The organism is Actinoplanes sp. NPDC051343 (assembly GCF_044455125.1).
In the GTDB taxonomy this organism is placed as follows: domain Bacteria; phylum Actinomycetota; class Actinomycetes; order Mycobacteriales; family Micromonosporaceae; genus Actinoplanes.
Genome location: NZ_JBITEL010000017.1, coordinates 108,124 through 120,290, shown reverse-complemented (window position 1 = coordinate 120,290; position 12,167 = coordinate 108,124). Strand labels below are relative to the sequence as shown.

The 12,167-nt window shown below is 72.5% G+C and carries 10 protein-coding genes; 7 read left to right on the top strand and 3 right to left on the bottom strand.

Annotation, left to right across the window (positions count from 1 at the left end; translation table 11 throughout):
- Positions 1 to 27 precede the first annotated feature (27 nt).
- The 6 genes from ACIA5C_RS41755 to ACIA5C_RS41730 are packed head-to-tail and all read left to right on the top strand — an operon-like array spanning position 28 to position 7,380.
- On the top strand, positions 28 to 996 hold the full coding sequence (locus ACIA5C_RS41755) for a glutamate ABC transporter substrate-binding protein (protein ID WP_396065498.1): 969 nt from the start codon (positions 28 to 30) through the stop codon (positions 994 to 996).
- A complete protein-coding gene (locus ACIA5C_RS41750; RefSeq protein WP_396065496.1) occupies positions 993 to 2,183 on the top strand; it encodes a hypothetical protein in 1,191 nt (396 codons plus the stop codon). The genes ACIA5C_RS41755 and ACIA5C_RS41750 overlap by 4 nt, the downstream gene beginning before the upstream one ends.
- Positions 2,180 to 4,378, top strand: a complete 2,199-nt coding sequence (locus ACIA5C_RS41745) for a tetratricopeptide repeat protein (protein ID WP_396065494.1) — start codon at positions 2,180 to 2,182, stop codon at positions 4,376 to 4,378. The genes ACIA5C_RS41750 and ACIA5C_RS41745 overlap by 4 nt, the downstream gene beginning before the upstream one ends.
- 16 nt (positions 4,379 to 4,394) lie before the next feature.
- Positions 4,395 to 5,471 carry a PP2C family protein-serine/threonine phosphatase gene (locus ACIA5C_RS41740; protein ID WP_396065492.1) on the top strand — a complete coding sequence of 359 codons (1,077 nt, stop codon included), beginning with the start codon at positions 4,395 to 4,397 and terminating at the stop codon, positions 5,469 to 5,471.
- Between the two features lie 2 nt (positions 5,472 to 5,473).
- Positions 5,474 to 6,742, top strand: coding sequence for a VWA domain-containing protein (locus ACIA5C_RS41735; RefSeq protein WP_396065490.1), 1,269 nt, complete (start codon positions 5,474 to 5,476; stop codon positions 6,740 to 6,742).
- Complete coding sequence (locus ACIA5C_RS41730) at positions 6,739 to 7,380, top strand: FHA domain-containing protein (RefSeq protein ID WP_396065488.1); 642 nt, start codon at positions 6,739 to 6,741, stop codon at positions 7,378 to 7,380. Before ACIA5C_RS41735 ends, ACIA5C_RS41730 begins: the two co-directional genes overlap by 4 nt.
- Positions 7,381 to 8,214: 834 nt before the next feature.
- Here the strand turns inward: ACIA5C_RS41730 and ACIA5C_RS41725 are convergent.
- From ACIA5C_RS41725 to ACIA5C_RS41715, 3 genes are all read right to left on the bottom strand, one after another.
- The gene (locus ACIA5C_RS41725; protein ID WP_396065486.1) at positions 8,215 to 10,281 is read right to left on the bottom strand and encodes a prolyl oligopeptidase family serine peptidase; all 2,067 of its coding nucleotides are present in this window, start codon (positions 10,279 to 10,281) and stop codon (positions 8,215 to 8,217) included.
- 15 nt (positions 10,282 to 10,296) lie between these two features.
- Positions 10,297 to 11,406 (bottom strand): hypothetical protein, encoded by a 1,110-nt coding sequence (locus ACIA5C_RS41720; RefSeq protein WP_396065484.1) that lies wholly within the window; start codon positions 11,404 to 11,406, stop codon positions 10,297 to 10,299.
- A 126-nt stretch (positions 11,407 to 11,532) separates the two neighbouring features.
- Positions 11,533 to 11,763, bottom strand: coding sequence for a BRCT domain-containing protein (locus tag ACIA5C_RS41715; RefSeq protein WP_396065607.1), 231 nt, complete (start codon positions 11,761 to 11,763; stop codon positions 11,533 to 11,535).
- 9 nt (positions 11,764 to 11,772) lie between these two features.
- Between ACIA5C_RS41715 and ACIA5C_RS41710 the strand changes: the two genes are divergently transcribed.
- Positions 11,773 to 12,060, top strand: coding sequence for a hypothetical protein (locus ACIA5C_RS41710; RefSeq protein WP_396065482.1), 288 nt, complete (start codon positions 11,773 to 11,775; stop codon positions 12,058 to 12,060).
- Positions 12,061 to 12,167 lie beyond the last annotated feature (107 nt).

Below are 12,167 nucleotides of genomic sequence, written 5' to 3'. Positions count from 1 at the left end.
GAGAACTTGGATCGGGGAGGAAAGCTCGTGCGTACCCGTGCCGCCCTGGCCGCCGCGGCCAGCGTGACCCTTGTCCTGCTGGGCTTCGGGCTCGCCGGCTGTGCCGGCGACTCCTCTCCCCTGCCGCCCCGGGTCGGAGCGCCGTCCGCCTCCGCGCCCGCGCCGGACGCCGCGGCGCCGGAAGCCACCTCGTGCAACCCGCGGGCCAGCCTGCGGCCCAGCGGCGCGCTGCCGGCGCCCGGCCGGATGCCGGCCGGCAGCACGATGGCCACCATCCAGAAGCGCGGGCGGCTGATCCTCGGCACCAGCCAGGACACGCTGCTCTTCAGTTCGCGCAACCCGTTCTCCGGCAAGGTGGAGGGGTTCGACGTGGACATGGCCCGGCAGCTCGCGCAGGCCATTTTCGGGAACCCTGACAAGATCCAGATCAAGGTCATCGGGTACGACAAGAGGGTGAGTTCCGTCGTCGACGGGTCGGTCGACATCGTGGCCGACACCATGACCGCCAACTGTGCCCGCTGGAAGGACGTCGACTTCTCCACGATCTACTACAACGCCGGGCAGAAGGTGCTTGTCAACAGCACCTCGGGGGCCAAGAGCATCAATGACCTGGGCGGCAGGAAGGTCTGCGCGGCGTCCGGGTCGACCTCGTACGACAACATCGCCAAGGTGCCGACCAAGCCGATCGCGGTGGCCAAACCGGCGTTCGGCGACTGCCTGGTCGCGTTCCAGCAGAACGAGGTCGACGCGATCTCGACCGACGACACGATCCTGGCCGGCATGGCGGCGCAGGACCCGTACGCGAAGGTCGTCGGGCCGCGCTTCACCGACGAGCCGTACGGCATGGCGACGTCGAAGAAGACGCCCGATTTCACGCGCTTCGTCAACGCGGTGCTGGAGAAGAACAAGCAGAACGGCACCTGGGCCGCGACCTACAAGCGGTGGCTGGGTGCGTTCGGGGCGGCGCCGCAGCCGCCGAAGGCCGAATATCAATGACCGCACCCGACGTCGCGCCGGCCGACTCCGAACTGCTCCGGCTGGAGACGGCCGTGACGGCGATCGCCGCCAACCTGGTCGACCTCGACGACAACCCGCACCGCAAGGAACTCGACAAGACCCGGCTGACCGGCCGCACCGCGACCGCCTGGGCCGACGCCACCGAGGCGCTGACCGAGCTGTGGGACGGCTACCGCATGCTGACCGAGCTGATCGCCAAGGCTCGCGGCCTGCGCGACCAGCGGCGGTTCAACGACCGGGAACGGGCCGAGTTCGTCCATCTGGTGCTCGGCAAGTCGGTCACGTTGTCGACCACGACCGTCCCGCTGGCCCAGCGGGGTCTGCTCGGTACCGGCCAGATCAGCACGACGTGTTCACCGGCCGAACTGCTCGGCGCCATGGAGACCGCGTTCGCGACCGCCGCCACCGTGGTCACCCGGGCCGGTGACGTCTGGCAGAAGCTGCTCCCGTCGGCCGCCGACACCGCGGCCGAGCTCGACAACGTGCGCCGGCTGACCCGCGAGGCCGGCGGCAGCCCCGCCACTCTCGACGAGGCCGACCGGCGGCTCGGCGCGTTCACCTCGACGCTGGCGAACGATCCGCTCGGAGCCGACGGGAGCGCGCTCACCGGCGTACGGGATCTGATCGCCCGGGCCGACGCCGAGCGCACGTCGGCCGCCGAGCTGCGGCAGGCGCTGGAGCGCCGCCTGAGCGATGCGCACACCCTGGCCACCGATATCGCGGCGGCCCGCCGGGCCGCCGACGCGGCCCGCGAGAGGGCCGACGGCCGCTTCGACGATCGGGAGATCTCGACCGTACGCGACGTCGCGCTGCTGCCGGACCTGGCGGCTCTCGACGCGCTCGCCGCCGCCGGGCAGTGGGCCCTGATCAGCCCCCGCCTGTCCGACTGGACGCGCCGCGCACGGGAGCACCTGGCCGCGATCCAGACCGCCACCGCCCGCAACACCGCATTGCTGACCGGCCGTAACGAGATGCGTGGCCGGCTCGACGCCTACCGGGCGAAGGCGCTCAGCCGCGGCCTGGGCGAGGACGCGACGCTCACCCCGCTGGCCGAGGGGGCCCGCGACCTGCTCTACACCGCACCCTGCGACCTCGACGCGGCCCGCCGCGCCGTCGACGCCTACCAGGAAGCCCTCACCGCCACGATCGCGAGGACCAACCGATGAAATGCGAACGTGACTGCCCCGGGACGATCGAGGACGGCTACTGCGACACGTGTGGCCTGGCCCCTCTGCATAAAGCGGCGGCTCCCCGGAGCACTACGGCGAGCACGGCGACCAGGGCGAGCGAGGCCTCGGCACGAACGGGCGCGCTCTCCACGCGTACGTCCGGGAGCGGACGCACCGGCAGCTCCCGGACCGGTTCCCGCCGCCGCCGTTTCGGCGGCGGTCTCGTCGATGTCGCGCCGATCGTGCAGGTGGATCCGGCGACCGCCATCATGGCCAACGCCGAGGTGCCGGAGGACAAGCGGTACTGCGCGAAGTGCGGGCAGCCGGTCGGGCGGTCCCGCGGCGACCGGCCCGGACGCACCTCCGGCTTCTGCCCGCACTGCGGCGAACCGTTCAACTTCAGCCCCAAGCTGACCAAGGGTGAGCTGGTCGGCGGGCAGTACGAGGTGGTCGGCGCCCTCGCGCACGGCGGTCTCGGCTGGATCTATCTGGCGGTCGACAAAAACGTCTCCGACCGCTGGGTGGTGCTGAAGGGCCTGCTCAACTCCGGTGACGAGGATGCGCTGGCCGCGGCGGTGGCCGAACGGCGGTTCCTGGCCGAGGTCGAGCACCCCAACATCGTCAAGATCTACAACTTCGTCGAGCACGACGGCGCCGGCTACATCGTCATGGAGTACGTCGGCGGCGAGTCGCTCAAGAGCATCCTCAAGGACCGGCGGACCGCGAACGGCGGCAACCCCGACCCGCTGCCGGTCGACCAGGCGCTCGCCTACCTTCTGGAGATCATGCCGGCGTTCGGTTACCTGCACGACCGCGGGCTCATCTTCTGCGACTTCAAGCCGGACAACGTGATCCAGTCCGGCGACCAGATGAGGCTGATCGACCTCGGCGGCGTGGTGCGCTTCGACGACATGGACGCCGCGATCTACGGCACGGTCGGCTACCAGGCGCCCGAGATGGCCACGCTCGGGCCGTCGATCGCCTCCGACCTGTTCACGATCGGCCGCACGCTGGCCGTGCTGACCACCGACTTCCGCGGCTATCAGAGCACGTTCAAGGAGTCGCTGCCGGATCGCGGCGACGTCGAGGTCTACCGCAAACACGAGTCGTTCTACCGGCTGCTGCTGCGGGCGACCCGCCTCGACCCGGCCGAGCGGTTCATCGACGCGGGCGAGATGAGCGACCAGATGCTCGGCGTGCTGCGTCAGGTGCTGGCGAGCGCCGGCGAGGCCCACCCGGCGCCGTCCAAGCTGTTCACCGGCGAGATGCGCACCGACCTGAAGTCGGAAGGACCGCGCTGGCAGGATCTGCCGACGCCGCTGATCGACCTGACCGACCCGGCGGCCGCGTTCCTCGCCTCGGTGACCGTCACCGACCCGTCCGAGGTGTTGCAGCTGCTCAAGAACGCGCCGGACGACACCGTCGAGGTGCGGCTGCGGGCGTTGCGGGCCGAGATCGACCTGGCCGTACGCCATCAATACTTCGACGATGCCCGCAAGGCACGGGACGCGCTGTTCACCACCGACGGCGCGGACTGGCGGCTGGCCTGGTACGACGGGCTGCTCGCGCTCGCCACGGGTGATTTCGGGTACGCCCATCAGCGGTTCGACGCCGTCTACTCGGCGCTGCCCGGCGAACTGGCTCCGCAGCTGGCGATCGGCCTGACCCTGGAGATGGCCGGCGATCCCGCCGCGGCCGGCTACTACGACACGGTGAGCCGCACCGACCCGGCGTACACGACGGCCGCCGCCGGTCTGGCCCGCTGCCGGCTGCGCTCCGGCGACCGCAGCGGGGCCGTCGAGGCGTACAACCGGGTGCCCGGCACGTCGTCGGCCTATCGGACGTCGCAGGTCGGCGCGGTGCGGGCGCTGGTGCAGCCGCACCCGTCCGCGGCCGCGGACGTGATCTCGCTGGCCGCCGCGGCGGCGCTGATCGAGCGGCTGGAGGTCGAGGCGGCCCAGCTCGCGGCACTGCGGGCGGAACTGCTCGAACAGGCATTGCAATCGCTGTTGGGCGGGGCCACACTGCCGGGCACGGTTCTCGGCTCGGCGCGCAACGGCCAGGCCGGGGAGCGCGACGTACGGTTCGCGTTGGAGGATGCGTACCGCGAAATGGCCCGGGCGGCGCACGGGCCGGAGAAGATCCGCCTGGTCGACCTGGCCAATGCCGCCCGCCCCCGGACCCGGACCTGAGAAGCAGCGAGGCACCATGACCATCACCGATTGCGCCTCCTGCGCCGATGAGAGGGCCGCCGGCGCGGCCTTCTGCGAAGCATGCGGCAACAAGCTCAACGAAGCCGACACCGAAGCGGAAGCCGAGGCCGAGATCCCGTCCGCCGCGGCGTCCGGGATCCCGGACGCCGCGGCGGACGGGGCGAAGGACCCGAAAGCGTGCCCGCATTGCGGCACCGCCGGATCCGTCGGCGCCGACGGCTACTGCGAGAACTGCGGCATGCTCGCCGCCCGGCCCCGCGACCACATCGAGATCGAGCTGGACGCGGCGGCCGCGGTGACCGACCGCGGGCAACGGCACCACCGCAACGAGGACGCGATGTGGCTGGCCGGGAGCGCGGGTCACATCGACGCGGTGGTCAGCGACGGCGTCTCGGCCTCGTTCGACCCCGACGTCGCCTCGCAGACCGCGGCCGACACGGCCGGGGCGGTGCTGGCCGGCACAGCGCCGGGCGGGACGGTGGCCGCAGGTGCCGAGAGCTCCGAGGCCGACCGCCTCGCCGACGCGATCCGGGCCGCCGGTGCGGCGGTCGCCGAGCTGGCCGGCAGCGGCGACCCGCGCCGGGCCGCCTCCAACCCGGCCTGCACGATCGTCGCGGCCACCGTCCGCAACCAGTTGGTCGACGTCGGCTGGGTCGGCGACAGCCGCGCCTACTGGCTTCCCGCCGAGGGACCGGCCGAGCAGCTCACCGAGGACGACTCGTGGGCGACCCACGCGATCGCGCTGGGTGCCGACCCTCAGATGGCGCTGCGTGACCCCAAGGCGCACGCGATCACCGCCTGGCTGGGCGCCGACGCCGGGCCGGTGCGGCCACGAACGGCCGGCTTCACCGTCACCGCCCCCGGGCACCTGGTGCTCTGCAGCGACGGCCTGTGGAACTACCTGCCCGATCCCGCGCGCTTCGCCGACACGGTCCGCGACGCGCTCGACGGCACCAGCCTCCTCGGCGCCGCCCGGCAGCTGGCGGACTTCGCCAATGCGGCCGGCGGCGCCGACAACATCACCGTAGTTCTCATCCCCGTAGCCCCCGCCGACACGGAGATCAAGGAGTAGGGATGTCGTACACCGCCGAGGCCTTCCAGAACGAGTTCCTCGCCCTGGGCGCAACCGAGGTCAACGCGATCGTCACGGTCACCTCGTCCGGCGCCGAGGGCGGCCGCCGCACATCGGGCGCGACCGAGATCATCATCGTCGACGCGTCCGGCTCGATGCAGGCCGAGGGCCGCATCGCCGCCGCGCGCCAGGCCGCCAAGACCGCCGTCGAGAGCATCGACGACGGGGTCCACTTCGCGATCATCGCCGGGGTCAGCACCGCCCAGCAGCTGTACCCCGGCCCGGGTCAGCTCGCGGTATCGTCGCCGGAGTCGCGGGCCGAGGCGGTCCGGTCGATCGACCGGCTGCAGGCCAGCGGCGGCACCGCGATCGGCGCCTGGCTGCTGCTCGCCGCCCAGCTGTTCAGCCAGCGGCCGGGCGACATCGCGCACGCGATCCTGCTCACCGACGGCGAGAACGGCGAGCGCCAGGGCTACCTCGAGACGGTGCTCGACTCGATCGGCGGCCGGTTCGTCGTCGACTCGCGCGGCGTCGGCACCAACTGGAAGGTCTCCGAGATCCGCAAGATCGCCGAGGCGATGCTGGGCACGGTTGACATCGTCGCCCGGCCGGCCGACCTGGCGGCCTCCTTCCAGGAGATGATGACCAGGGCGATGGGCAAGACCAGCGGAGACGTGCAGCTCAAGGTGTGGACGCCGGTCAATTCGACCGTACGGTTCGTCAAGCAGGTCGAACCCGAGGTGATGGACCTGACCGGCAAGCGGGTGGCCGACGGCGCCCGGGCCGGCCGCTACCCGATCGGCTCCTGGGGTTCGGAGAGCCGCGACTACCACGTCTGCATCGACGTGACTTCCGGCGCGGCGGGCGACGAGATGCTGGCCGCCCGGGTGTCGGTGGTCGAGGGCGACGACGTGCTGGCCCAGACGCTGGTGCGCGCGGTCTGGACCGAGGACACCGCGTTGTCGACCCGCATCAACCGGCAGGTCGCCCACTACACGGGGCAGGCCGAGCTGGCCGACGTGATCCAGGCCGGCATCGAGGCGCGCAAGGCGGGCGACGACCGCACGGCGACGATCAAGTTCGGCCGGGCGGCCCAGCTGGCCCACGAGACCGGCAACAAGCAGACCGAGGAACTGCTGGCCACGGTCGTCGACATCGAGGACGCGGCGACCGGCACCGTACGGCTGCGGCGCAAGGTCGAGGCGGCCGACGAGATGGCGCTCGACACCCGCTCGACCAAGACCGTCCGGGTGGGACGGTCCAGCCAGTGAGCACCTACACCTGTCCGAAGGGCCACGAGTCGACCGAGGCCGACTTCTGCGACGAGTGCGGGGCGAAGATCGGCGGGACCGGGCCCGCGGCGGTCCCGTCCGCACCGGCCGCGACCGGCGACCTCTGCCCGAACTGCGGCACCCCGCGGGCCGGGGCGAGCCGGTTCTGCGAGGACTGCGGCTTCGACCACACGACCGGGAAGGTGCCCACTCTCACCGCGCCGGTTCCGGCTCCTTCGCGTACGCCGGTGGGCGGCTGGACGGCCACCGTGCGCGCCGACCGGAAATACTTCGAGGAGAACGCGATCGAGGGCGTCGAGTTCCCGGCCGACGCGGGCGAGCGCCTGATCACGCTGCCGTCGCCGCAGGCGCGGATCGGCCGGCGCAGCGCGTCGAAGGGCACCAACCCGGAGATCGACCTGGCCGACACCGACCCCGGCACCTCGCACAGCCACGCCCTGCTGACGCTGAGCGTGGACGGCACGTGGCTGGTGTCCGATCTCGGTTCGACCAACGGCACCTACCTCAACGACGAGCAGACCCCGCTGAGCGCCGGCCAGACCCGAACCCTGAAGGACGGCGACGAGGTGCACGTCGGCGCCTGGACGACGATCACCCTGCACGCCCCGGCATCCTGATCACGCTTGACCGCACCGCTGCCGGGTCGGCCGTGACCGTCACTTTCGAGCGTCATTCTGCGTGGAGCGTCGGCGTGGATGCAACAGCCTGATCGGTCCCGGCGCGCGGCCGGCCGGAAGGCCGACCGCCGCCGGACCCGGACCTGAGCACGCAGTTGGGCGGCCCACTCCCCCGGCGCCGCCACCTCGGTCGCACCCGTCGTGTCGGAAACCCGCACGGCGAGCGGGAGAAGGCGGACCGCGTGCCGCCGGGGCCGGGCTCGGTTGGAGCCGGCCTCGTCGAGCGCATCGGCCAGGGCCGCGGTGGTCGGATAACGCCGGTCCCGCTGCGGCGCCGGCGCGCGCAGCACGACCCCGTCGACCTCCCGAGCACGCGATCGCCTTGGCAAGCGCCAGATCGGGGCCACGCACCGTTCCGAAGGGGACGTTCGACGGTTTCCGGTCTCGATGCAGAACTCCCGCGTCGTGCAGGTCATCGGCCGCCTGCGCGATGCGCAGCGCGTCGCGTAAGCACATCGGCCCGGCAGCGAGCCGCTCGGCGAGCGGCCGTCCGGCAGTTCGCCGGAATCGTGGACGCGGACGAGACGCTCCGGGTCGGCCCGGCGCAGCATCTGGACCTCATGAGGCGATGGTCTCGCGAGGTGGCTTTCGAGTTCCCCGGCGGACCCGCGGATCGCCGGCTCGCGCATCGACTTCCTGGAAAGGCCGGCGGCACGGCGGCCCGATCCGGTCGGGGCGTTGCATGCCGCGGGATCTGTGCCGTCTCCGCTACGCGTAGGTCGCGGCCCATCTCGGGGGAGGGGGGATCCACCGGGCGCGGCAGGACGTGCGGGACTATTCGGCGCCGGCCGGTTGAAGGGCGGCCCGCAGGAAGTCGAGCTGCGGGGTTAGCATGTCGGCGTCCGGGGCCATGTGGCTGGCGCCGGGCAGCGGCAGCACCGTGTGCGGGCGGCCCGCCGCGAACAGGGCCGCCGACAGGCGCATCGTGTGCACCGGGTAGACGTTGTCGTCGAGCAGGCCGTGGATCAGCATCAGCGGGCGGGACAGCTTCGGGGCGTCGTCGATCACCGACGAGCGCTGGTAGGGGCCCACGTCGACCCGGGGGTCGCCCAGGAAACGTTCCTGCCAGTGCGTGTCGTAGAGCAGGTGGTCGGTCACCGGGGCGCCGGCCACCGCCGCGTGGAAGACGTCCGGGCGGCGGAGCACGGCCAGCGCGGCCAGATAACCCCCGGCCGACCAGCCGCGGATGCCGACCCGGCCCAGGTCGATCTGCGGGTACGCCGCGGCGACCGCCTGCAGCGCCTCGATCTGGTCTTCGAGCAGGGCGTCGGAGCGGTTGAGGTAGATCTCGCGTTCCCACGCCGGGCCCCGGCCGGGAGTGCCGCGCCCGTCGGCCACGATCACCGCGAAGCCCTGGTCGGCGAACCACTGCGACGCCCAGTAGAAGTCACGGTCGGCCATTGCCCGTTGCGCCGCCGGGCCGCCGTACGGGTCCATCAGCACCGGCAGCGGCTCGCCCCGCCAGCCGGTCGGGAACAGCACCGCGGTGCGCAGTTCGCGCCGGCCGGCCCTCATCAGGGTCACCTCCGGCCGGACCGGTGACTCCGCGGCCAGCGACGTCACCGGATATACCTCATCGCCGTGGACCGTGACCGAGTGCCCGGACAACGTCGACGAGCTGATCACGGTCAGCCCGGCCGACCGTCGGCCGCCGTGCCGCCCGGGCTCCCGGGTGAGCTGCACCGGCCCGGCGCCGGGTGACCAGATGAACAGGTGTTCCTCGGTCGGCTCCCGCGACCCGGCGAACAGCACCGTGTCGCCGTCGACGCCCAGCACCGCACCGACCTGCAGCCCGCCCGGGGTGACCGGTGTGCCGTCCACGGTCAGGCGGCGGGTCTGGTCGTCGTCGACCGTCCACACCAGGGAGCCGTCGGTGAGGTGGGTCGGTACGCCGGGGACGATCTGGGTCCACGCCGGATCGGTGACCCGGGCGATCTCGGTGGTCGCTCCGGTGGCGGCCACCACCGCGAGCACCCGCAACTCGTGCTGGGCCCGGTCCTGCACGACGATGAACAGGCCGTGGGTGTCCCACAGCACCTCGACCAGATATTCGAACGCCTCCCGGTCCCACAGCACCTCGACCCGGCTGCCGTCGACGCCGACGACCCAGAGCGACACGTCGGCGTTGTCGGTGCCGGCCGGCGGGTAGCGCCGGGACATCGGCGGCATCTCGGGGTGGCTCGGGTCGGCCAGGTGCCAGGTCTGGACGGGCGAGTTGTCGACCCGCGCCACCGCGAGCCGGTCGCTGTCCGGCGACCACCAGTAGCCGTAGTGCCGGCCCATCGACTCGGCGGCGACGTGCTCGGCCAGGCCGTAGGTGACGTCGGGGCCGGTCGACCCGGCCAGCTCACGGTCGTCCTGCCCGTCGGTGCCGACGATCCGGAGAGAGCCTTCCGAGACGTACGCCACGGCCGAGCCGTCGGGGCTGATCGCGGCGTGCGAGAGCGGCGTCCGCGCGGGCACCGACGTCACCTCGCCGGTGCCCATGTGCAGGACCCGGAGGCCTTCGCCGATCGTGCACGCGACGACGCGTACCTCGTCATCGGTGCTGTAATCGACGATGCCGGAGCTTCGGTCCCGGGCCCTCTCCCGGCGGATGCGTTCCTGCGCGGACGGCGCCGCAGGCGCCGGAGCCGCCGGAGCCGCCGGAGCCGCCACCGGATCGACCAGCAGGCGTTCCTCCCCGCTGCCGACCTCGAGGCTCCACAGCAGGCGCACCGGATCGTGGCCGCCCCGGCTGCGCAGGAAGAGCACGCGCCGGCCGTCGGGGCTGATCGTGAAGCGGACCGGGCGGCCGAGTCGGAAGCTCTGGGTGTCCGAGAGCAGGCGCGGGAACGACATGCGCCTCAGTCTTGCTCAGAAACGGGAGTTGCGGGGCCCGGCCCGGCGCAGGATTTCGCGGTAGGCCGCCGGGTGGACGATCGGGACCTGATAGCGGCGGGCCTTCTCGGCGTTGCCGGTCCGTGCCTCGGGGTCGGCGGTCACCAGCAGGCGCGTCTTGCGGGTGACCGCGTTGCCGACGACCAGCCCGGCGTCGCGGGCCTCGCTGAGCCAGCGATCCCTCGACGGGGTGAGCATGCCGGCGAAGACGACGCTGTCGCCCGGACGGAGCCGCCACGACTCGCCCGGATCCGTCGAGACCTGATCGATGGCCGCGTCGACGCACTCGTCGGTCAGCCCCAGCAGATGGGCGATCTCGGTCAGGTCGGCGCGGGCGGCGCCATGCGGGTCGAGGTCGCGGCCGATCGCCGCGAGGTCGGCCAGATATCGGCGGTGAAGGACTTCGATGTCGGGCACGCCCAGGTGGCGCGCCACGGCGCGGAGTTCGCCGTGGTCGAGGTGGGTGCGGCGGGCCAGCAGGGCGCGGTCGAGCAGTTCGAGGTACGCGTCGGCAGCCGGCTCGGCGGCCCGGGGCAACCGCTCGACCAGTCGCGTCCGGAGGGTTCGCGCCTGCTCGGTCGCCGTGCAGCCACCCGGGGCTTCCGCACGGCCGGGCGGAAGGTCGGGCCAGCGCGCGACGGCCGCCTCGTCGAGGATCGGCAGCCAGGGCGGCGGCGCGCCGGTCGTACGCAAATAGACCGCAAGCAGGTCGGTGGCCGCGAGGGCGTCCGGCAGTGCGCCGGTGACCCGGTGGGGCGACAGCCCCGCCGCGATCCGGCAGGCATCGAGCCCGCGGCCGGCGGCGGGCAGGAAATATCGGGCCAGCCGCATCGTGCACAGACCGTCGAGCGGCGCGGTCACACCGAGCCGCCCGAACTCGTCGGCCAGCGCCAGCCCGCGCGCCGCCAGGTTGTGCGCCACCACCGTCCGGCCCTTCAGGAGCGACACCAGGTGGCCGGCGAGCGCGGCGAAGTCCTCCGCCACCGGCCGGCACCACTCGTCGATCACCCGGCCGAGCCGGTCCGCCCGCACCACCGCGATCTCGGCGACCCCGAGCCCTGCCCCGGCCGTCACCAGGTCGACCACCGCGTACATCCTGCCCCCACGATCTTCCGGGAGCTGACGTTAACAACCTTCCCATCCGAGAAAACTCCGGTACGCGTCCATACCGCGCGACGCTCAGCCGACCTTTTCCGGACGACACGCCGATGGTCAGACAGTTGCGCCGAGGCCCGCGAGTATGCCCTGGTAGGCGACCGGATGGACGATCGGCACCCCGTACTGCCTCGCCTTCTTGGCCTTACCGGACATCGAGTCGGGGTCGGCGGCGATCAGCAGGCGGGTCTTGGTGGTGACGTTGTCACCGACGGTGAGGCCCGCGGCGACCGCCTCCCGCTGCCAGTCCTCGCGGGGCGGGCTCGTCGCGCCCGTGAAAACGACCAGGTCACCGACGTGGAGCTGCCATCGGTCGCGAGCCGGTGCGGGCGCCGCGAGGGCCTCGTCGACCGCCGCGGTGGACAGACCGAGCAGGACGGCGACGCCGTCAAGATCGTGACGCTCCGCGGCCGTGACGACGCCGTCCTCCAGGGCGACCGCCGCGAGCCCGGCCAGGTAGCCGCGGTGCAGGTGCTCGACGTCGGCCCGGGGACAGGTCGAACCGATGGCGACCGCGATCAGGTCGTCCGCCTCGGACGCCGAGATGTGCCGGTCGACGAGAGCCCCCTCGAGCAGGCGAGGTAGGAGTCGCCGCGCGGGTCGGCCGACCGCGGCAGCCGGTCGACGAGCCGGGTCAGGAAGTGCGGCTCGCGCTCCCCGGGCCGACGACGCGACACGGGACCGGAACCGGC